Raw genomic sequence first — 20286 nt, forward strand, 5'->3', positions numbered from 1 at the left:
CCCAGGCAAGGATAGCGATGAAGAGCAGCAGCAAACATGGATTGACCCCGCTGGCCGCCGCGCTGGCGCTGGCATTGGGTGGCGCGCACGGCCACGCGTGGGCGGTGGCGATGGCCGACAAGACCGAGAAGGCCGACGCCGTGCAGATGCCCGCCATCAGCGTGTTCGGCGACGCCATCAGCGCCGGCACGGCCGGACGCTCGTATATCAACAGCGCCGACATCGAACGCCAGCAGGCCGACAATGTCGCGTCCCTGCTCGACACCTTGCCTGGCGTGGACTTGGCAGGCACGGCCCGTCCCAGCGGCCAGAGCCTCAATATCTGGGGCTTCAATAAAGTGCAGGACGTGAAAGTCATCCTCGACGGCGTGCCCAAGGGCTTCGAGAAATACCGCCAGGGTTCCATCTTCATCGAGCCGGAACTGATCAAGCAGATCGAAGTGAACAAGGGCGCGCATACGAGCTTGTACGGCAATGGCGGTTTCGGCGGCGTCATCACGGTCGAGACCAAGGATGCGCAGGACTTGCTGGAAGGTGGCGAGAAAGCGGGCGCCATGCTGAAGTACTCGCGCCACTCGAACAATGGGGAAAACGACGCCACCGTGGCCGTCTATGGCCGCACGGAAGATGGCCGCTTCGATGCGATGGCCTTTACGACGCAGCGCAAGTCCGACGATTTGCGCAAGCCCGATGGCAAGCCATTCCGCTTTTCCGCCATCGATGCGCCATCGAGCCTGGCCAAGCTGAATATCCGGTTGACGCCGGAGCAGCTCTTGACCCTGACGGCCATGAAGAGCGGCAGTTCGGGCTGGGGGCCGTTCGCCGCCATGGGCGAGGACGTGCCCACGCCGACCGAGGCGGAAATCAAAAAATACGGACTGGAAGAAGCGTGGCAGCGCAAGGCCGTGTACCGCGACCAGGACGACGATACATATTCCGTGAAGTGGCAGTACGCGCCGCAAAATAATCGATGGATCAAGCTGACGGCCAGCGCCGGCTATTCGCACACGGACCAGCATGACAAGCGCCTGCCCTCCGCGTCGCTCGGTTCCTACCTGGGCTCCCTGGGCAACGAGAGCTGGGCCTCGTACGTGGACCGCATCGCCGAAGTGCGCAACGAAAGCGTGTTTACGACGGGCGCCGTGTCGCACGTGCTGCTGACGGGACTGCAATGGCACAAGAACGTGCGCGACACCTTGATGTACTACCCGTCGTCGACGGCGCTGAAGGACCCCAGCTACAACTATGGCTACTTCCAGCCCTACTACATGCCGGCCGGGCGCCAGGAAACCACGGGCCTGTATCTGCAGGATGCGATGACCTATGGCGACGTGACGGTGACGGCGGCCCTGCGCCACGACAGAGTCGTTTCCGAGGGCGTGCCGAACAAGGCGTCGCGCTACAACAGCCCGCTGGCGGCGGCTGGCCACGACTTCAGCGAAAAGGCGCATGAAGACTGGTCGCCGCGACTGGGCCTGTTCTGGAAGGCGTCCGCCAGCGTGGCGCTGTTCGGCGACTTGAGCCGCACTTGGCGCGCGCCGACCATCGACGAAATGTATTCGAATGAATACTATGTGTCGTCCAGGCTCGGTTCATCGACGCCGGGTACCAGCCGCGACCTGGCCGTCGAGCGCGTGACGGCCGTGCGCACGGGCGTCATGCTGCACCGTCAGAACGTGTTCATGGAGCGCGACGACGTGCAGCTGCGCCTGACGGCGTACCGGAACCGCGTCAGCGACAATATCGGTCCGCGCCTGGGTATCCTGATCGAAGGCTATGTGCCGGGATCGGGCAAGGTGCCGCCGGCCCTGTCGTCCTACCGCAACCTGGCCGGTTTCCGCACGCAGGGCGTGGAAGTCGAGTCCTATTACAACTCGCCGCGCCTGTTTGCCAGCGCCTCGCTGTCGAAGCAGCGCGGCACGCGCACGGGTTCCCAGCGCGACCCGTGGGGCCAGGACGAAGCCGTGTCGACCATCGCACCCGATAAATTGATGGCGGGCCTGGGCTGGCGCATGCCCGACCTTGGGGCCAGCATCGGCTGGCAGGGCCGCTTCGTGGCAAAGCAGGAGCGCGTCCTGCCGGTGGGGAATGTGTACCGCTTGCCGCCATCGAAAGGCTATGCGCTGCACACTTTGTTCGCGTCGTGGAATGGCCGGCAGGGCGTGTGGTGCGGCACGGAAGTGCGGCTGACGGTGGACAACGTCTTCAACCGCAATTACATGCCCTACTTGAGTGAAGCGGTTACCGGCGTGGGGAGGAATGCGAAGTTGAGTGTGTCCAGAAAATTCTGATTACTTCTGAAAATGGCGGGCCGGAGACGCGGGCCTGAGAAAATGCCGATGGCGGCGTTGCAGCTTCCTTGCCGTACTGGCTATTGTCTGCGTCGCTGCGCCTTGCCCTCGACATTTTTCAGGCTCGCTTGGCCCGGAGTGCCTTTTTTTGTGACTTGGGCCTACTCTTTGTTTGCCGCATGTCTTGCTAAGCTTTAACGCAGTACGATCGCCTTGACCGTCTCCCAGGCCGTGCTGCCCGAGTGCGTGGCGCGGACCTGGTTGCGGCCCGCTTCCTTGGCCACGTACAGGGCGCGGTCGGCGGCGACGAACAGGGCTTCGCGGTCGTCCAGCTGGTGCGGGCGGATGGTGGCCACGCCGATGCTGACGGTGATCCATGGCGAGGTGCTTGATCGCGGGTGCGGCAGCTGCAGCGCTTCGATGCTGGCGCGGATGGCCTCGGCCAGGTGCAGGGCGTTGCCGGCATCCGTGTCGGCAAACAGCAGCACGAATTCCTCGCCGCCGTAGCGGGCCGCCAGGTCGCCGGAGCGGCTGGCATGCGCATCGATGGCTTGCGCCACCTGCTGCAGGCAGATGTCGCCGGCCGGGTGGCCCAGGCTGTCGTTGTACAGCTTGAAATGGTCGACGTCGAGCACCACCAGCGACAGGGCGCCGCCGCCGCGCACGGCGCGCTGCCACTCTTTTTCAAGGAAGCTGTCGAAATGCCGGCGGTTGGCGATCTGCGTCAGCGGGTCGAGATAGGCGGCGCGCTGCAGCGCGTCTTCCGACTGCTTGTGATGCGTGATGTCGTGCAGCAGGCCGATATACAGGGGCTGGCGCAGATACATGGGCGTCAGGGTCAGGTCCATGCTCAACGCTGCGCCATTGCGGTGGCGGATCGCCACTTCGCGCGTGCCGTGGTTGTGCGCTTTTTCCGGATTGGCCGCGTGCATGGCGAAATAATCGAGGTATTCCTGCGTCACGAGGGGGCTGAGCAGCTCGCCGATGAAGCGTCCGGCCAGTTCGTTTTCGCGGTAGCCCAGGTACTGGTCGCAGGCCGGATTGGTGTACTGGATGCGGCCATCTGCCTCGATGATCAGCAAGCCCTCGGCCATGTTGTTGACGATGGTGCGCAGGCGCTCGGCCTGTTCCTGCTGGGTTTCATTGTTGCTGCGGATTTGCAGCTGGGCGCGCACGCGCGCGCACACTTCGGCCATGCGCAGCGGCTTGCTGATGTAATCGACGGCGCCGCAGTCGAAGCCGGCCACCACGTCTTCCGTTTCCGTCTTGGCGCTCATGAAGATGACGGGGATGCGCTGCGTCAGCGGATGCTGCTTGAGGCGGCGGCACGTTTCGATGCCGTCCATGTCCGGCATCAGCACGTCGAGCAGGATCAGGTCGGGATGGGCGCGCTGGGCGATCGCCAGCGCCCGTTCGCCGGACGTGGCCACATAGGTTTGATAACCCTGTTCGCTCATCAGCTTGCGCAGCAGCTCAAGGTTGGCCGGCGCATCGTCGACAATCAAAATAGCGGCCTCACGCCGCTGGGAATGCTCCACACTGCCTGGACTCATTGCTTCCGGCCTTCTCGATGTACTTTGCGCTGCCTGCGTTTGCTGCATATTCGGTGATGCTGACCGGGGTCAAATCTGATACAGCGGTCAAATCATACCGCCTCGCCATTTTTTTGGGTGAAAAAATCGATGTTGCGCGAGCAATGAAAGTATTATTTTTATGATATTTTTAAAAATAAATACACGCAATTGCTATCATGAAAGCGGTTTTTAGGCGGAAAAGACGCGTGCCCGTTGGTGCGGGGGCAGCAGGGGACACGCCCCGCGGCAAGCGGGGCGTGGAGAGTGCGATTACATTTTTGCGGCGATCAGTTTGCCCAGGATGGCGATGCCCTCGCGGATGCGTTCCGGCGGCACCGTCACGAACGACAGGCGCAGGGTGTGCGTGTCCGGCGTGTTGGCGTAGAACGGCGCGCCCGGCACGAAAGCGACCTTGTTGGCGATGGCTTCGTCGAGCAGTTTCATCGCGTCGATGTGTTTCGGCAGGGTGACCCAGATGAACATGCCGCCTTCCGGCTTCGTCCACGTGACGCCGGCCGGGAAGTGCTCTTCCAGCGCCGACAGCATGGCCTGGCACTGGTTGCCGTACAGGCTGCGGATGCTGGGGATGTGCCGGTCCAGGAAGCCATCCTTGATCACTTCATGCACGACCATCTGCGTCAGCTGCGAGGTGTGCAGGTCGGCCGCCTGCTTGGCCAGTTCCAGGCGGCGCACAAGCGGCATCGGCGCCACCACGTAGCCGAGGCGGATGCCGGGCGTGAGCACTTTCGAGAACGAACCCATGTAGATGACGCCGTCCGGATTCATGTTGATCATCTTCGGATACGGCTCGCCACTGTAGCTGAGGGCACCGTACGGATCATCCTCGATCAGCGGCAGGCCGTGGCGAGCGCAGGTTTCCACCAGTTCCACGCGGCGCGCCACGGACAGGCTGCGGCCCGTCGGGTTCTGGAAGTTCGGCAGCGCGTACAAGAGGCGCGCGCCATCGGCGACGGGGTTGATGGACGACGGCACCAGGCCTTCGTCATCGGTATCGACGGAAACGAATTCGGGACGGTAGACGGAGAATGCCTGCAGGGCGCCCAGGTAGCTGGGGGTTTCCACCAGGACCTTGCTGCCTTCGTCGATCAGGACCTTGCCCAGCAAGTCCAGCGCCTGCTGCGAGCCGGACGTCATCAGCACCTGTTCCGGCAGGATGGTGCTGCCATTGCTCGACAGCGAGTCGGCGATCCACTGGCGCAGCGGCAGGTAGCCGTCGGTCGGGCCGTATTGCAGGGCCACCTTGCCATTGTTCGACAGGACCTTGTCGAAGGCGGTCTTCATTTCTTCCACGGGGAAGGTGGCGGGCGAGGGCAGGCCGCCGGCAAACGAGATGATCTCGGGACGCTGCGTGATCTTCAGGATTTCGCGGATGAACGAGCTTTGCAGCTGTTCTGCGCGTTCGGCAAAGCGCCATTGGATCGGATTCGGATTTTCAATTTTCATACGAGTCTCACAGAAGATGCCGAGCTGCGCCGGCTGGATTTGTTGGCCCGCTTGTGGCGGTGCTTGCGCAAGCGGCACCGGATAGGCGCCGCCATGATGCTGCCGTATTGTACGGCTTGCACGCCGCCGTGCCCATGCGCACGCGTAACGGCGTTGCAAATGGGCGTCAGGGAACCTTACTTCAGCTTGCGCCCGATGGCCACCACGGCGATCACGGCGCCGGCAAACAGCAGGCTTTCGCCCGTCAATGGCTCATTCAGCAGCACGGCCGCGCCCAGCAAGGTGAGGAAGGGCTGCAGCAGCTGCGTCTGTCCCACGCGCGCCACGCCGCCCAGCGCCATGCCCCGGTACCAGAAAAAGAAGCCGATAAACATGGAAAACACGGAGATATAGGCAAAGCCCAGCCAGGCCGCGCCGCTGGCCTGCGCCATCAGCGCGCGCTGCGGCCAGGCATTCCACAGCACCACGGGCAAGACAAAAGGCACGGCCAGCAGCAGCGCCCAGGAAATCACGTGCTGGCCCGGCATGGCTTGCGCCAGGCGTCCGCCTTCCGCGTAGCCGAGTGCGGCCAGCAGCACGGCGGCAAAGATCAGCCAGTCGGCCACGTGGAAGCTGCCGCCGCCCTGGCGCAGCGCGAACGCCACCACCAGTGCCGTGCCGAGCAGCGCCATCAGCCAGAATCCCGGGGAAGGGCGTTCCTTGCCGCGCAGTACGGCAAACACGGCGGTGGCCAGCGGCAAGATGCCCACCAGCACGGCGCCGTGCGAGGCAGGCAGGCTGCGCATGGCGACCGACGTCAGCCAGGGAAAACCCAGCACGCAGCCCAGCGACACCAGGGCCAGCGGCAGCCATTGTTCACGGCGCGGCAGGGGCGCGCGCTGCTGCCACAGCCACAGGCCGGCCAGGCAAGCGGCGACCAAGGCGCGGCCCAGGGCGACAAAGGTGGGATCGAGTTCGGCCACGGCCAGGCGCGTAAAAGGCAGGGTCAGGCTGAAGAGGGCGACGGCGATCAAGCCCAGCAGCAGGCCTTTGCGGTCGGCGCCGAGGCGGGGAGGGTGGCTGGCGGGGGCGGTACTGGTGGTCATGGCATGGGTTTCCTGGTACTGGCGGTAATGGAGGTGCGGGATGTGCGGCAGGCGTGGATTAATTCCTGCCGTACTGCTATCCTAGGGCTCAATAGCAGTACAGTACAAATACACTTTCACGCATAATTTCACATACTGTGATGGTCATATGAGCAATACACTCCCTTTGCTGTCGCGCGCCTCGGGCGAAACCCTGATCGACCAGATCGCGCGTTCGCTGGTGGCGCGCATCGACGACAAGCTGCTGCGCGGCGGCGCGCGCATGCCGTCGATCCGCCAGTGCGCGGCCGGCCTGGACGTGTCGTGCGCCACGGTGGTGGCCAGCTACGACAAGCTGGTGGCGCGCGGCTACCTGGAATCGCGGCGCGGCGCCGGCTTTTTCGTGCGCGAGCGCTCGCCCCTGAACACGCCGGCGGCGCCCGCTGGCGCGCAGGAAGCAGCGGCGCAGCCGATGGACGTGGTGTGGCTGATCCGTAACATGTTCCGCCAGACGCCGGCCATCCCCGCGCCCGGCATCGGCATGCTGCCCGCCGAGTGGCTCGATGGCGACCTCGTGGCGCGCGCCTTGCGCGACGTCAGCCGCCAGCCCGGCAGTCTGCTGCTGGGCTACGGCACGCCACAGGGTTTCCTGCCGCTGCGCCAGCAGTTGCAGCTGAAGCTGGCGGGGCTGGAAATCGCCTGCCCGCCCGAGCAGATCGTCACCACCGTGGGCGTGATGCAGGCGCTGGATCTGGTGGCGCGCGAGTTTGCCCGTCCCGGCGAAACCATTTTCGTCGACGATCCCGCGTACTGGCTCATGTTCGGCGCCTTTGCCGCCATGGGCATGAACGTCATCGGCATCCCGCGTCTCGGTGACGGCCCCGATATCGCCGTGCTGGCCGAGCTGGCGGCCCTGCACCGTCCCAAGCTGTATGTGATCAACTCGGTGCTGCACAACCCCAGCTCGACGTCGCTGTCGGCGGCCAAGGCGTTCCAGGTGCTGCGCCTGGCCGAACAGCACGATTTCCTCATCGTCGAGGATGACATCTATTGCGACATGCACCCGGGTGGCGCGGTGCAGCCGGCCACGCGCCTGGCCGCGCTGGACCAGTTGCGCCGCGTGATTTACCTGGGCGGCTTTTCCAAGAGCCTGGCGGCGAACCTGCGCGTGGGCTTCATCGCCACCTCGCCTGAGCGGGCGCAGCGCCTGGCCGACCGCAAGATGCTGGCCACCCTGACCACCAGCGACATCGGCGAGCGCGTCGTGTATAAGATCCTCTCGCAGGGGCTGTACCGCAAGCATGCGGAGCGCCTGCGCGCGCGGCTCGACAAGGTGCGCGACGGTACGTACCGCAAGGTCGAACGGGCGGGCTTGCGCTTCGATCCCGCGCCGGCCGGCATGTTCGTGTGGGCCGATGCGGGCTGCGACACGAATGTATTGGCCGAGAAGGCGCTGGCCGAGGGGCTGGTGCTGGCGCCGGGCAGCCTGTTTTCGCCGCGCCAGCTGCCATCGACGCGCATGCGCCTGAACCTGGCCACGGTGCAGGACGAGCGGGTATGGGCGTTTTTCGCTCGCGCGCTGGGTTAGGGGCGACTTTCGGCGGCCGCTCTTGAAATCGCTTGTACCATCCCCAACTCCGTAGAATCCGTCCCATCCACAAGACTATGAGGTAAAAATGGCTGTCTCCGAAAAGCAAACCCTGGGTTTTCAGACCGAAGTGAAGCAAATGCTGCACCTGATGATCCATTCCCTGTACTCGAACAAGGAAATCTTCCTGCGCGAATTGATCTCGAACGCGTCCGACGCGGCCGACAAATTGCGCTTTGAAGCGATCGATAACGACGCCCTGTACGGCAACGATCACGAATTGAAGATCAAGGTCAGCTTCGACAAGGATGCGCGCACCATCACCATTTCCGACAACGGCATCGGCATGACCCGCGACGAGGCGATCTCGCACCTGGGCACCATCGCCAAGTCGGGCACCAAGGAATTCTTCGGTAAACTCTCCGGCGACCAGCAGCAGGACGCCGCCCTGATCGGCCAGTTCGGCGTGGGCTTCTATTCGGGCTTCATCGTCGCCGACAAGATCACCGTCGAAACGCGCCGCGCCGGCGCGGACGCCTCGGAAGGCGTGCGCTGGGAATCGGCCGGCGAAGGCGATTACAGCATCGAGAACATCGAAAAAACGGGTCGTGGCACGGACATCATCCTGCACCTGCGCGAAGGCGAAGACGAATTGCTGTCGAGCTGGAAGATCAAGTCCATCATCCGCAAATACTCGGACCATATCTCGCTGCCGATCGTGATGCAGAAGGAAGAGTGGGACGACGAGAAAAAAGAAACCGTCCTGAAAGACGAATTCGAAACCGTCAACCAGGCCAGCGCCCTGTGGGCCCGCAACAAGGCCGACATTACGCCGGAACAGTACGACGAATTCTACAAGCACGTATCGCACGACTTCCAGTCGCCGCTCACGCACACGCACAACCGCGTGGAAGGCCGCAGCGAATACACGCAGCTGCTGTACATCCCGGCCAAGGCGCCGTTCGACATGTGGGACCGCAACAAGCGCGGCGGCATCAAGCTGTACGTCAAGCGCGTCTTCATCATGGACGATGCCGAGCAGCTGATGCCGACGTACCTGCGCTTCGTGCGCGGGGTGATCGACTCGGCCGACCTGCCGCTGAACGTGTCGCGTGAAATCCTGCAGGAGTCGCGCGACGTCAAGGTGATCCGCGAAGGCTCGACCAAGCGCGTGCTGGGCATGCTGGAAGAACTGGCGAACGCGGACGAGCAGGACAAGAAGGACAAGTACGCCGTCTTCTGGAAGGAATTCGGCCAGGTGCTGAAAGAAGGCATCGGCGAAGACGCGGCCAACAAGGAACGCCTGGCCAAGCTGCTGCGCTTTGCATCGACGGCCAACGACAGCGACGAGCAAATCACGTCGTTCGCCGACTACGTGGCGCGCATGAAGGAAGGGCAGGACAAGATCTATTACGTCACGGCCGACAACTACGCCGCAGCGAAAAACAGCCCGCACCTGGAAATCTTCCGCAAGAAAGGCGTCGAAGTGCTGCTGCTGACGGACCGTGTCGATGAATGGATGCTGTCGTTTATCCAGGACTTCGAAGGCAAGGAACTGGTTTCCGTCGCCAAGGGCGGCCTGGACCTGGGCGCGCTGGAAGACGAAGCGGAAAAGAAAGAGCACGAAGAAACGGAAACCTCGTACGCCGACCTGGTGGGCAAGATGAAGACCGTGTTGGCCGACAAGGCCAAGGACGTGCGCGTCACGTTCCGCCTGACCGATTCGCCAGCCTGCCTGGTGGCCGATGAAAACGAATTGTCGGGCAACCTGCTGCGCATGCTCAAAGCTGCTGGCCAGAGCGCGCCGGAATCGAAGCCGATTTTGGAAATCAACCCGAACCACCCGCTGGTGACGCGTCTGAAATACGAAGACGCTGAAGGCGGCAAATTCGGCGACTGGGCCAACATCCTGTTCGACCAGGCCATGCTGGCCGAAGGCGGCTCGCTGGCCGATCCGGCCAGTTTCGTGAAACGCCTCAACGAATTGCTGCTCAATTCGGCGAAGTAATTCAGATGCGTGTAGGTCGGATTAGCGCAGCGTAATCCGACACCGCGGCTGATGCATCCAGGCCGGCCCTTTCCTCGTGAAAGGGCCGGCTTTTTTCATGGCCGATGTTCAGCGCCGCATGCGCATGCCTCAAGCCCTGAGTGCAGCGACTTCAGGCATAATTGCCCCTTGTTGAATTTAATCCGTCAATGGCCGGCATGGCCGTTGGTGCAGGAGCCTGTCATGTCAGTGAGTACCCGCGACGCCCTTTTGAAAAGCGCAGAGATCCACCTGCGTTCGAAAGGCTACGCCGCTTTCAGTTATGCCGATTTGTCGGAAGAAATCGGCATACGCAAGGCCAGTATCCACCATCATTTCCCCACCAAGGAAAATCTCGGCGTGGCCTTGATCACGCAATATATCGAGGTGTTTACGGAAAAGCTGCAGGCGATCGATGCGGCGCATGCCGATCCGGTCGAACGCCTGCGCGAGTTCGGCGGGCTGTTCCTGGCCAGCGCCAACGACCATTTGCTGCCGCTGTGCGGCGCGCTCGCGGCCGAAATGGCGGCGCTGCCCGAATCGCTGCAGGCCCTGGGCAGGCAGCTGATGGCGCAGCAGCTGGACTGGATGGAAAACAATCTCGTGCAGGCGGCGCAGCTGCATGGCTGGACCTTGCGGAAAGCGCCGAAGGATTATGCCTTCATGCTGCTCAGCGCACTGGAAGGCGCCAGCTTTATCGGCTGGGCCCTGGGGCCTTCGACCGATCCGCTGGCCGCGTTCCATTACATGCTCGACAATCTGGCGTAGCGCGGCCAGCCCGCTCAGGAAAACAGGGCCGGTTTGGCGATCATGAGCGCGCAGATGGTCAAAAACACGGCCAGCTTGATGCACAGCCAGATTCCCAGTCTGGCGCCCGCCTGCGCGTATCCCTGTTCCACCTTCTCTTCCACCTTGTCCGCCCAAAAATGATCGATGGCTTGCGCGCCGATAAAAAGCGCGAGGGACAGCCGCATCCAGCCCATGTGCAGCCAGGCCCATTCTTGCAGATACAACAGGACCAGCCCGCCAATAAGCAGCATCCAGCCTGCGACGCCGATCTGCTGCTGGAGTTTGTGTAATGTAGCGCGGCCGGCGGGCTCGCGCATCAGGTTCAGCAGGCGCGGCGTCAGCATCATCGGGCCGATGAAGGCGATGGCGGCGACAATGTGCAATATCAGCAGGAATGTATAGGTGTGCATGGCGTTCTCGTATCGGCAGGGACGGTTGTTTGCGGAACGTTTAGAATAAGTTTTACTACCCACTTTCGCTACTCGCATTCATGGCAAAAACCGCAGCACATGGAGAACCCCGCAAGCGGCCGTCCCAGGCCCGGTCGGTTGCCGCCGTCGCGGCGATGGTGGAGGCGGCTGCTCGCATTATCGAAGTGCGGGGATGGACCGCGTTGACGACGAATCACGTTGCCGAGCTGTCCGGCGTCAGCATCGGCTCCCTGTACCAGTACTTCCCGTCGAAAGAGGCGCTGCTGGCCGAACTGGTGCGCCGCGAACGGGCGATGCTGCTGCACGACGTGGGCCTAGCCATGGCGCTGGAGGGAGAATTGCCGTTCGCGATACAGCAAGGTGTGATGGCCGGCCTGGCGCACCAGTTCAGGCGCCCGGCGCTTGCCCTCGCGCTGGAATCGGCGCCGTCGTCGCCATCCTTGCAGCGTGAGGACGAGGCCTTGCGGCAGGCGCTTGCCGACCAGCTCGCGGGGCTGCTGGCGCGTCATGGCGTCGCCGATCCTGATATGGCCGCCGCCGACGTGATTGCGCTATGCCGCGGCATCATCGACGCCGCGGCGCTGCGGGGAGAAACGGATATGGCGTCGCTTGCACGGCGCCTGGGACGCGCGGTTCACGGCTATCTGGATGCGGCAGGACCTGGCAGGGAAGCTGCCGCCAGCGCTTAAGGGAGGATGCAGCCGTCCAGGCCACACATCTCCCCATCCGATGCGGCCTGGTCCTCCTGGGAGCGGGCATGCATTTTTTCCAGCGCCTGCAGGAACACCTCTTGCGGCTGCGCACCGGAAATGTGCATACCATTGCCAAAGACGAACAGCGGCACGCCGGAAGCGATGCGCGATGCGCTGCGCTCATCGTCCTGCACCTGCTGGCGCAATTGCGGTGTCGACCACGCGCGCTGCACCGCCTCGGCAGGCACGCCCGCCTGCGCCGCGAGCAGGGCGAGGGAATCGCGGTCGAACAGTGACTTGCCGTGCGAAATGCTCTGCGCATACAGCACTTCGGCCAGGCGCTGCTGCGATGCCGCGTCGCCGGCGGCCTTGACGAGCATGTGCGCATCCATGGTGTCTCCAAACAGCATGGTGTCGAAGCGGTAGTCCAGGCCTTCCGCCGCCCCATGCGACTGCACCGAGTACAACATGCCCTCGGCGGCCAGCGGATCGCGAAATTTTTTCAGCAAGGCTGCCTTGATCGGTTCGGCCTGATGGTTCGGCGCGATGCGGTAAGCGCGCAGCCTGACCTGCACGGCGTCCTTGTGTTCGAAAGCGGCAAGGGCCTTCTCGAAACGGTGCTTGGCAATCCAGCACCAGGGGCAGACGAAATCGGACCAGATGTCGACGACCAGCGTTTGTGTGTTGTTTTTCATGGTTGTTCCTTGAATGGCCGGCCCGGCGTGCTCGCATGCCAGGCCGGCTGGTGCGGCAGTATCAAGCCTTGTCGAATGCGTCCAGCACGTGGGTGCTGTAGACAAGCGCGGCACCGGCATTGAGATTGATCGCCACGCCGAGTGCTTCGCCAATTTCTTCCACGGTCACGCCCAGCTTCTTGGCGGCGGCCGCGTGGAAGGCGATGCAGCCGTCGCAGCGCGTGGTGACGGCCACTGCCAGCGAGATCAGCTCGCGCGTCTTCGCATCGAGATGGTTGGTCTTGTCGCCGGCGCCGCCCAATGCGGCGATGCCTTTCATGGTGTCGGGCGTCAATGCGTTCAGTTGTATCGCACGTGTGTTGATATCTTGCCGAGCTTGTTTCCAGTCTTCCATGATTTCCTCGCTATATAGGCGCTTGCGCGCGGGTTGGTGGTTCGATGATTCCCGGGAGGGGTATCAAGCCTCGATAATTTCCAGGGCGGGCAGCATGCGGATGGCCTTCGAGAAATTGGCCAGGTTGACCGACGTCTTGGTGACGGCCTGGTGCAGCGCTTCGACGCGCTCGCGCGAAGCATCCGTGCGCAGCCGCACCACGTAGCTGACTTCGTCGTAACCGGGATTGACGTTCTCGTCCAGGCCGAGGAAGCCGCGCAAGTCCAGCTTGCCGTCCGTTTCGATTTCCAGGCTGTGCACGGTGATGCCCATGGCCGCCGCATTGGCCGCGTAACCGACTGACAGGCAGGCGTTGAGTGCGGCCATCAGCAGCTCTTGCGGATTGGGCGCCGTGTTTTGGCCCAGCAATTCATGCGGTTCGTCGGAGGCGATCTCGAAATGGCGCGCATGCTTTTCACCACCGAGCACATAGTGGCTGACGGTGGCCACGCTGCGCGTCTGATGTTGCCACCGGGTCTTGACGTTGAAACGCGCTTCGCCCTTGTCGGGATGGCCTGCCACGCCCTGGGCGAATTGCTGCAATGCTGCCACGTTGATGCCATTGAGCATGTTGGCGCCGGCCGCCGCGCCATAGGCGGGATAGTCGGTGTAGCCATGGGACAGGGGACCGCTGGCGCCGTAATAGGTCGAGCGGTCGCTGTCGGCCAGCGGCCAGTTGTTTTGCATGCGCTCCACCAGATCCGGGTTGGAGATGAACGGCATGCCGAAGGCGATCAGATCGAGGTCGCCTTTTTCCAGTTCGCTGCGCGCCAGTTCCTGCGTGAAGCCGCCCGCGCCGATCAGGGTGCCGTGGTAGTCCTGGCGGAATTGCGCGCCAAAGCCGGGCGGCACTTGCGCCGCCGTGATGGTCGGCTGGTAGTTCAGGTGCACATAGGCCAGTTTCCTGGTGTTGAGGGCCTGGGCCACGCTGCTCCACACCTGTGCTTCATCGGCATAGGCGCGCATGTCGTACAGGCGGCCGAACGGCGAGACGCGCACGCCGACCTTGCCGCCGCCGATGGCGGCCGACAGGGCGTCTATGGTCTCGAGCAAAAAGCGCTGGCGGTTGGCGATGCTGCCGCCGTACTGGTCGGTGCGCGTATTGACGGCGCCGCTGAGGAACTGGTCGAACAGGAAGCCGTTGGCCGCCATGATTTCAACGCCGTCGAAGCCTGCGGCCATGGCCACCTGCGCGGCATGCACGAAGTCGGCGGTGACGCGCGCGATCTCGTCGACGGTCAGCGCGCGCGGCACGCTGGGCAGCACCGGCCCCGCCTTGCCCGCTTCGATCCAGGCGTAGACGGTGGTGTTTTCCGCCGCCACGTCGCTGGGTCCCACGGGCGCCACGTTGCCTGGCTGGATAGACACGTGTGACATGCGGCCCACGTGCCACAGCTGGGCGAAGATCTTGCCGCCTTTGGCGTGCACGGCATCGGTGACCTGGCGCCACCCCTGGCCCTGTATGTCGCTATGGATGCCCGGCGTGTACAGATAGCCGCGGCCCTCATCGGAGACGGGCAAGCCTTCGGTGACGATCAGGCCGGCCGAGGCGCGCTGGGCGTAATACAAGGCGGTGAGCGCGTCGGGATTGTTTTCGAGCGTGCGCGTGCGCGTCATCGGCGCCATGACGACGCGGTTGGACAGGGAAATGCCGGACAGGTCATAAGGGGTGAACAGTTGATGCATGTGATGCCTCGCAAAGAGTCGAATGCGCCGTGGCGCGAAAGGATTGCCGGCTGAAATACCCGGCTTGAAATAAGTCTACCATCTAGTAGGTAGGCAAGTCAATCGATGGCATCGGCAACAAAATCGCTATGATGCGGCTTTGCACGGGACGATACGGATGATTGCCATGAAGAAGCGCCTGATGGCGGGCCTGGGCGCGCACGCGCTGGGCTGCCTGCTGTTTATTGTGTTGAGCTGGCTGGGATTTTTCCTGTACACGCAGGTGTTCGGCAGCCTGGGCTCGCGCGGCGTGGCCGGCGGCCTGGCCCTGCTGCTCGTATTTTACGTGTATGCGGGTACGAATCTGCTGCTGGCGCTGCTGCCGCCTGGCTGGTGGAAGCCTGCGCTGTGCGGCTTGCTGGGTGCGGCCGTGCTGGCGTATTTGCTGCCCCAGCATCCGCTGCGGGCGATTTACTTCAGCGTACTGGCGGGCGGCTTGAGCTGGTTGGCCGTGCTGGCCAGCGCGCGTTTAACTGGACACTTAGTTGAGCGCCTGCGCGGCTGACAGGCCCGTAATAAAAGCGGCGACGGCGACGGCGGCCGCTTCTGGCGCCGCCTGCAGCAGCATGTGCGGCGCGGCGATGTCAATCACTTGCGCGCCCGCTGCCTGCCGCAGTATCTGCATGGCGTTCGCCGGCGGCACCAGGCGGTCATGTCGGGCACGCAGATAAAGCACGGGCAGGCTGCCGCGCGCGAAGCTGCGCGAGGCGTCGTTTTCCAGCACGGCGCGCAGGCGCTGGCGCAGCACGCTGGGCGGCACCTGCGCCAGCGCCGCGGCCAGTTCCGCCTGCAGTTGCGGCGTGGAGTGGGGCGCCAGCAGCGCCTGGCGCAGGGCGAAGCCGGGCATGGCGCCAAAGGGCACGAGGCCCAGCAGGTGGCGCAGCGGCGCCAGCATCGGGCGCGGATTGCGCACGAATGAACAGCACAGGACCAGCGCGCGCATGCCGGGCGGCGGATCGGCGCGCAGGGCGGCCCCCAGCGGCCCTGAAAACGATTCGGCCAGCACGACGAACGTGCGGTCCTGCGGCAAGCGCTCGCGCACGTATGCTTCCAGCGCCGCATAGTCGAGCGGCGCGGCCGGATAGGCGATGGCCAAGGTGGCGATGGCGGTCTGCTTGCGCAAGGCGGCGTCAAAATGGTGGAATAGACTGGCCGTGCCATCCATGCCGGGCAGGAGGACAAGCAGGGGCGAGGCGTGGGTTGGTGTCGTCATTGCGCCCATCATAACAGCCGCGCCGGTACACGCGCCGTCCGCCAGCCGCAGGGCATGGGGGCTGGCGCCATGCTAGAATCGCCGGCGCGCCATGCGTGGCCGCAAGAGCGGTCAAATCCCCGACAGACAGAATCATGCATATCATTTTTTCGAATTACCGCACCCTGGGCGGCGCCTTGCTGGCAGCGGCCTGCATCCTTTCCCAGCCCGCCCGCGCCACGGCGGCGCCCTCGGCGCCGGCCGGGAAAAGCCTGTCGTCCTTGCTGGCCGGCGGTCCCTTGCCGCGCCTGAGCGAAGACCCGCAAGTGCGCGCGGCCCTGTTCGATTTCTTCGGTTACGCGCGCGGCAGCTACACGGAAGACGATGAGCTGCTGCTGGCGCAGGCGCTCGAAGCGATCAGCGAAAAGCGCGACGCCACGCGCACCGTGCTGGCCGACGGCCGCCAGTTGCTGGCGTCGATGAATGACCGCAAGCAGGGCCGCGAACGCGGTGCCATGTTGCTCGACAAGCGCGGCGCCATCCTCGCCTTTGGCCTCGTCAACGGGCATTGCCACCTGGAGGGGCAGCCGCTGGCGAAGGTCTGCAATCCCGATCCGAATGCCGTGCTGACGGTGTTCCACCGCAAGGGCATGCTGGTCGGCGATGCGGCGCCCTTGCTGGCCTGGGCCCGGCAATTGCCGCCCATGCTGGCGCTGATCGCGGGCGACAAGGAAGCGGGCGCCGATGGGCAAAAGATCGCCACGGTCGAATATGTGCTGGCGCAGCCGGCCTTGCCGGGCTGGAACCGCGCCCAGCTGCCGCCCGCGTATCCGCCGGCGCTGCTGCCGCTGCTGCTCGATAAATCCACGGTGCTGACGTCGGCCGGCGCGGGCGTGTTTGCCTATCCGCTCACCTTGAAGGGCAAGAAACAGAACAATGTGCTCGACCATGCGGAAGGCCGCCCGCCGCGCGACCTGGAAGTGGCGCTGCGCAGCTATGCCAGCTTCGACACGGTGGTCGAGCGCTACCGCCAGCTGGCCAAGGGCGCTCGGCTGCAGCGCAACGAGCGCACGGCCTACCTCGATGGCGACATGGGGCAGGGCAGCTACCGCGTCTACATCCGCAACACGGGCGCCGATGGCGTGATGATCGACGTGGCGCTGTGGCAGCGCAAGCTGGCCGCCAGCCGCTGAACTTAGTTAGGGCGCGTCTGCTCGTAGCCCAGTTGCGCCAGCTGCGCGGCGATGGTGTCGTCGCGGTTTTTTTTGCCCGTGCGCAGCCGCGCATGCGTGAGGGACGGGGGCAAGCCATGCGCCAGCAAGGCGTCGATGTCGAGCATGGTCTCGGACGCCGACAACTGGCGCAGGGCGGGCAAGGCGGCGAGGCCGGGCAGGCTGTCGAGCGTCTTGCAGGTGTGCAGATGCAGGCGTTCAAGCACGGGATTGGGCCCCAGCGCGATCTGCCGCAGCTTGATCTGGTCTTCCACCCATAGCGCCTGCAGCAGCGGGAAGCGGCCGATGTCGCCCAGGGTTTCCAGGCCGCGCACGCGTATCACTTCCAGTTTCCGCAACAGCGGCGCCTCGATGTGCGCGAGCGATTCGCGCCCGCCCAGCTGCAACAGCAGCTTGTCCAGGCGTGTCATCTCCGAGATGAAATCAAGCGGCACCTTGTTCTTGATGCGGTACAGCGACAGCTCGTGCAGCACCGGCAGGCCGGCCACGGTGTCGATATGCTGGTCGTGGCCTTCGATGACCAGGCTGGCCAGGTGCGCATAGTGGCGCAGGGGCGCCAGGTCGATATTGTTTTTGGCCGACTCGCCCAGGTGCAGGTATTCGAGGCCGCGCAAATTATCCAGCTGCAGGATGTCGGCCTGCGCCAGCTTGTACACGCCCAGGCTCAGGCGCTTCAGGTGGCGCAGCTCGCCCAGTGCTTCCAGATGGATGGCTTGCCAGTGGCAGTCGATGGACAGGCTGGCCACATGCGGCAGCGCGCGCAGGATGCGGGCATCGAACACCCTCGGGTCGTAACCGTAGATGCGGATGGTCAGCGCCGTGCCGCAGGTGGCGGCCAGGGCGTCGAGGTCGGCCAGCAGCGGCTCCGGCTCGCCCAGGGTGTCGAACTGCACCAGCACCTGCTGGCCGCCCGCGATGGCGGCGCGGATCGCCCCGGCGTCGATGCGCCCGGGGTTCTGGATGCGTAGAGGCTGTCTTGCTTGCGTCATGGTCACAGTCCTATCGGGTAGTCGACTTTCCTGGGCGGAGGGCAGCCTTCCGGCCCCGGAAACGTCTGCTTGCCCGTGTCGTCGTAGCGCTTGCCGCACTCGACGAGCACGCGCTTGCGGAAGGTGTAGATGCTGGCCACCTTGCCGTTCGGGTGGTAGCAGATATTGTCGCCGTCGCGGTCGGCCGAAGCGTAGCTGATCATGGTTTCGCCGTTGACCGTGCGCGTGCTGTGGCCGCTGCGCGGCTCCGTGCATTTGAGCTGGCCGCTTTCGTAATAGACGTTCAAGACGGAGGTGTCGGCGGCGCGGTCGACCAGCAGTTCATCCTTGCGCTTGCCGTTCGGGTAGTTCGAATAGCCTTCCTGGCGCTGGCCGTACTGGAAGGCGTAGTAATACTGCGGCTTGCCGTCCGGGTAGTACATGTGGTGGTACTCGCACACGTCGTCGCGCGTGCTGCCGTATTCCTTGAAGGTGCAGCGGTGGATGTCGTTGAGCAGCTGGCCGTCCTCATAGTACTCGCGCAGGTGCGTGAGCAGGCGGCCCTGGTCGATGACGGCCAGGCGTTCCGGCTTGCCGCTCGGGTAGTAGCGCGCGTCCAGGCCCTGCTTCTTGCCCATCTCCCACAAGGTGTCGAGGCGCAGGATCTTGCCGCTGTCGTCGAACGCCTGTTCGCGCCCATCAAGCTGGCCGTTGCGGTAGGTGGCCGTGTAGACCACGTATTCCTTGCCGGCCGGGCCCAGATAGCGCGTGCGGCTGCCTTCGAGCACGCCGGCTTGGTAATGGTCGCGCAGGCGCAGCGCGCCCTGCGCATCCGTGTCGATCGCTTCGCCCTGTTTTTTGCCTTGCACGAAAGTGACGCGTTGCGTGGCCTTGTCCTTGAGCTTGAGCTTCCACGGCCCGTCGCGCAAGCCTTCGATGAAGCTGCCGTCGCCGTCTTCCGTGATCCACGCGCCATGGCGCGAGCCGTTCACGTAGTTGCCGCGCGTTTGCAGCTTGCCGCCCATGCTGCGTTCGTGCGGGCCGTTCAGCTGGCCGCCCGCGTAGGTGTCAAAGCCCGTCACTTCCTCCGCATCGGCATAGTTGACGACCGTCCAGCGGCCTTCGCGCTTGCCGGCCCGGTACATGCCGCTCTCGCTCTGCTTGGGATAGTTGAAGGACCACAGGCCTTCTTGCAGGCCATCGACGAAATGGCCCTTTTCGCTGCCTTCGTGCATGCCGTCGCGCACCCACAGGCCCTGGCGCTTGCCTTTCGCGTACTGGCCCCGCTCGACGACCGAGCCGTCGTCCCAGGCCAGGCTGTAGATGACGGAAGGGCCTTCCTGGCTGCCCGTGAACTGCTTCGGCGCCGTTTCCCAGGTCACTTGCCACAGGCGGTAATTGCGCAGGATGCCAGCGCCCGCATCGCTGTACAGGGTGTAGCTGGCGGTGAGAAAACGCTCGCCTTTCTTCTCGAAGGTTTTCTTGTAGGTGATGGCGTCCTGGCTGCCAGCCGCCACGGGCTTGCCTTCGTCGCTGTAGTAGCCGACGACGGTGCCCTGCGTATGGTCGATGGCGTCGAAGTCCGCATTGCCGCTCTTGCCGCGCGCGACGCTGTAGTCCATCGGCGTCAGCTTGGCCAGCGCCGCCTTGACCTGGCCCGCGTTGGGCGCGGCGCTTTGCGCCACGATGCGGTTCAACGCCGGCTGCAAGCCGTCCAGGCGCCGGTACTTGCCGGAGCTGCGGTGGTAGCGGTAGGCGCGCAAGCCGTTCTTGCCGTCCTGGCGGAACAGCACCAGCATGGTTTGCACGCTGTCGTCCGACTCCTTGTCCAGCGAGGCGTAGAAGACGGAACGGATGACGGCGTTGCCGAACTGGTCGAGCAAAATGGGTTTCGAGGTGCCGCTCTTGCACTCGCAGTAATAGCCGTTGACGCCCTCTTTTTCCTTGAGAAAGGCGATGTCGAAGCCGCTGTCCTGCGAGGCGGTGATGGCGGGATGGGCGAGGGTCTTGCCTTCGTAGAAGGGCGCGCCGTGGGCAAAGGCGGAGCAGAGCAGCAAGGGCAGAAGCAGACGTTTCATCGTGAGGCTGGCGCCGGGGCGCCGCAATGGAAAGGCCACGATTC

General features: G+C 64.2%; 17 protein-coding genes and 1 pseudogene. 7 read left to right on the top strand and 11 right to left on the bottom strand.

What is annotated here, in order from left to right; all coding sequences use genetic code 11:
- Positions 1 to 17 precede the first annotated feature (17 nt).
- Positions 18 to 2291: a TonB-dependent hemoglobin/transferrin/lactoferrin family receptor gene (locus ASN89_RS04920; protein ID WP_058048474.1), complete on the top strand. Its 2274-nt coding sequence runs from the start codon at positions 18 to 20 to the stop codon at positions 2289 to 2291.
- A 194-nt stretch (positions 2292 to 2485) separates the two neighbouring features.
- On the opposite strand, the gene ASN89_RS04925 is transcribed toward ASN89_RS04920, so the two are convergent.
- From ASN89_RS04925 to ASN89_RS04935, 3 genes are all read right to left on the bottom strand, one after another.
- Positions 2486 to 3844: a diguanylate cyclase gene (locus tag ASN89_RS04925; RefSeq protein ID WP_058048475.1), complete on the bottom strand. Its 1359-nt coding sequence runs from the start codon at positions 3842 to 3844 to the stop codon at positions 2486 to 2488.
- Between the two features lie 291 nt (positions 3845 to 4135).
- Complete coding sequence (locus tag ASN89_RS04930; protein ID WP_046684799.1) at positions 4136 to 5329, bottom strand: PLP-dependent aminotransferase family protein; 1194 nt, start codon at positions 5327 to 5329, stop codon at positions 4136 to 4138.
- A gap of 176 nt (positions 5330 to 5505) precedes the next feature.
- Positions 5506 to 6414, bottom strand: coding sequence for a DMT family transporter (locus ASN89_RS04935; protein ID WP_058048476.1), 909 nt, complete (start codon positions 6412 to 6414; stop codon positions 5506 to 5508).
- A gap of 148 nt (positions 6415 to 6562) precedes the next feature.
- Between ASN89_RS04935 and ASN89_RS04940 the strand changes: the two genes are divergently transcribed.
- From ASN89_RS04940 to ASN89_RS04950, 3 genes are all read left to right on the top strand, one after another.
- Complete coding sequence (locus tag ASN89_RS04940; RefSeq protein ID WP_058048477.1) at positions 6563 to 7981, top strand: PLP-dependent aminotransferase family protein; 1419 nt, start codon at positions 6563 to 6565, stop codon at positions 7979 to 7981.
- 88 nt (positions 7982 to 8069) lie between these two features.
- The gene (htpG, locus tag ASN89_RS04945) at positions 8070 to 9989 is read left to right on the top strand and encodes a molecular chaperone HtpG (RefSeq protein WP_046684797.1); all 1920 of its coding nucleotides are present in this window, start codon (positions 8070 to 8072) and stop codon (positions 9987 to 9989) included.
- A gap of 222 nt (positions 9990 to 10211) precedes the next feature.
- Positions 10212 to 10775, top strand: coding sequence for a TetR/AcrR family transcriptional regulator (locus tag ASN89_RS04950; RefSeq protein ID WP_046684796.1), 564 nt, complete (start codon positions 10212 to 10214; stop codon positions 10773 to 10775).
- Positions 10776 to 10789: 14 nt separating this feature from the next.
- Here the strand turns inward: ASN89_RS04950 and ASN89_RS04955 are convergent, their stop codons facing one another.
- Positions 10790 to 11269 carry a CopD family protein gene (locus tag ASN89_RS04955; protein ID WP_235501858.1) on the bottom strand — a complete coding sequence of 160 codons (480 nt, stop codon included), beginning with the start codon at positions 11267 to 11269 and terminating at the stop codon, positions 10790 to 10792.
- Positions 11270 to 11286: 17 nt separating this feature from the next.
- On the opposite strand from ASN89_RS04955, the gene ASN89_RS04960 reads away from it, so the two are divergent.
- A complete protein-coding gene (locus tag ASN89_RS04960) occupies positions 11287 to 11916 on the top strand; it encodes a TetR/AcrR family transcriptional regulator (RefSeq protein WP_058048479.1) in 630 nt (209 codons plus the stop codon).
- Here the strand turns inward: ASN89_RS04960 and ASN89_RS04965 are convergent.
- From ASN89_RS04965 to ASN89_RS04975, 4 genes and pseudogenes are all read right to left on the bottom strand, one after another.
- Positions 11913 to 12614: a DsbA family oxidoreductase gene (locus ASN89_RS04965; RefSeq protein ID WP_058048480.1), complete on the bottom strand. Its 702-nt coding sequence runs from the start codon at positions 12612 to 12614 to the stop codon at positions 11913 to 11915. The genes ASN89_RS04960 and ASN89_RS04965 overlap by 4 nt on opposite strands.
- Positions 12615 to 12675: 61 nt before the next feature.
- Positions 12676 to 13008: a carboxymuconolactone decarboxylase family protein gene (locus tag ASN89_RS04970; protein ID WP_046684792.1), complete on the bottom strand. Its 333-nt coding sequence runs from the start codon at positions 13006 to 13008 to the stop codon at positions 12676 to 12678.
- Positions 13009 to 13071: 63 nt separating this feature from the next.
- Entirely contained in the window at positions 13072 to 13617 is a 546-nt protein-coding gene (locus ASN89_RS29655) for an OsmC family protein (protein WP_268766378.1), read from the bottom strand.
- A 21-nt stretch (positions 13618 to 13638) separates the two neighbouring features.
- Positions 13639 to 14733, bottom strand: a pseudogene (locus tag ASN89_RS04975) (alkene reductase); the annotation flags it as partial.
- 166 nt (positions 14734 to 14899) lie between these two features.
- Here ASN89_RS04975 and ASN89_RS04980 point away from each other — a divergent pair.
- Positions 14900 to 15277, top strand: a complete 378-nt coding sequence (locus ASN89_RS04980; protein ID WP_152988443.1) for a hypothetical protein — start codon at positions 14900 to 14902, stop codon at positions 15275 to 15277.
- On the opposite strand, the gene ASN89_RS04985 is transcribed toward ASN89_RS04980, so the two are convergent.
- The gene (locus ASN89_RS04985; RefSeq protein WP_058048482.1) at positions 15254 to 15985 is read right to left on the bottom strand and encodes an alpha/beta fold hydrolase; all 732 of its coding nucleotides are present in this window, start codon (positions 15983 to 15985) and stop codon (positions 15254 to 15256) included. The genes ASN89_RS04980 and ASN89_RS04985 overlap by 24 nt on opposite strands.
- 134 nt (positions 15986 to 16119) lie before the next feature.
- On the opposite strand from ASN89_RS04985, the gene ASN89_RS04990 reads away from it, so the two are divergent.
- Complete coding sequence (locus tag ASN89_RS04990; protein ID WP_058048483.1) at positions 16120 to 17157, top strand: hypothetical protein; 1038 nt, start codon at positions 16120 to 16122, stop codon at positions 17155 to 17157.
- 2 nt (positions 17158 to 17159) lie between these two features.
- Here the strand turns inward: ASN89_RS04990 and ASN89_RS04995 are convergent, their stop codons facing one another.
- Positions 17160 to 18185, bottom strand: a complete 1026-nt coding sequence (locus tag ASN89_RS04995; RefSeq protein ID WP_058048484.1) for a hypothetical protein — start codon at positions 18183 to 18185, stop codon at positions 17160 to 17162.
- 2 nt (positions 18186 to 18187) lie between these two features.
- Positions 18188 to 20242 carry a hypothetical protein gene (locus ASN89_RS05000; RefSeq protein ID WP_152988444.1) on the bottom strand — a complete coding sequence of 685 codons (2055 nt, stop codon included), beginning with the start codon at positions 20240 to 20242 and terminating at the stop codon, positions 18188 to 18190.
- Positions 20243 to 20286 lie beyond the last annotated feature (44 nt).

The sequence above is a fragment of the Janthinobacterium sp. Ant5-2-1 genome, assembly GCF_001445815.1.
Taxonomy (GTDB): Bacteria; Pseudomonadota; Gammaproteobacteria; order Burkholderiales; family Burkholderiaceae_D; genus Janthinobacterium; species Janthinobacterium lividum_E.

Coding starts and splice junctions, on each gene's coding strand:
- ASN89_RS04920 (WP_058048474.1), top strand. CDS start 18: ATGAAGAGCAGCAGCAAACATGGATTGACCCCGCTGGCCGCCGCGCTG.
- ASN89_RS04925 (WP_058048475.1), bottom strand. CDS start 3,844: ATGAGTCCAGGCAGTGTGGAGCATTCCCAGCGGCGTGAGGCCGCTATT.
- ASN89_RS04930 (WP_046684799.1), bottom strand. CDS start 5,329: ATGAAAATTGAAAATCCGAATCCGATCCAATGGCGCTTTGCCGAACGC.
- ASN89_RS04935 (WP_058048476.1), bottom strand. CDS start 6,414: ATGACCACCAGTACCGCCCCCGCCAGCCACCCTCCCCGCCTCGGCGCC.
- ASN89_RS04940 (WP_058048477.1), top strand. CDS start 6,563: ATGAGCAATACACTCCCTTTGCTGTCGCGCGCCTCGGGCGAAACCCTG.
- htpG (WP_046684797.1), top strand. CDS start 8,070: ATGGCTGTCTCCGAAAAGCAAACCCTGGGTTTTCAGACCGAAGTGAAG.
- ASN89_RS04950 (WP_046684796.1), top strand. CDS start 10,212: ATGTCAGTGAGTACCCGCGACGCCCTTTTGAAAAGCGCAGAGATCCAC.
- ASN89_RS04960 (WP_058048479.1), top strand. CDS start 11,287: ATGGCAAAAACCGCAGCACATGGAGAACCCCGCAAGCGGCCGTCCCAG.
- ASN89_RS04965 (WP_058048480.1), bottom strand. CDS start 12,614: ATGAAAAACAACACACAAACGCTGGTCGTCGACATCTGGTCCGATTTC.
- ASN89_RS04970 (WP_046684792.1), bottom strand. CDS start 13,008: ATGGAAGACTGGAAACAAGCTCGGCAAGATATCAACACACGTGCGATA.
- ASN89_RS29655 (WP_268766378.1), bottom strand. CDS start 13,617: ATGCTCAATGGCATCAACGTGGCAGCATTGCAGCAATTCGCCCAGGGC.
- ASN89_RS04980 (WP_152988443.1), top strand. CDS start 14,900: ATGAAGAAGCGCCTGATGGCGGGCCTGGGCGCGCACGCGCTGGGCTGC.
- ASN89_RS04985 (WP_058048482.1), bottom strand. CDS start 15,985: ATGACGACACCAACCCACGCCTCGCCCCTGCTTGTCCTCCTGCCCGGC.
- ASN89_RS04990 (WP_058048483.1), top strand. CDS start 16,120: ATGCATATCATTTTTTCGAATTACCGCACCCTGGGCGGCGCCTTGCTG.
- ASN89_RS04995 (WP_058048484.1), bottom strand. CDS start 18,185: ATGACGCAAGCAAGACAGCCTCTACGCATCCAGAACCCCGGGCGCATC.
- ASN89_RS05000 (WP_152988444.1), bottom strand. CDS start 20,242: ATGAAACGTCTGCTTCTGCCCTTGCTGCTCTGCTCCGCCTTTGCCCAC.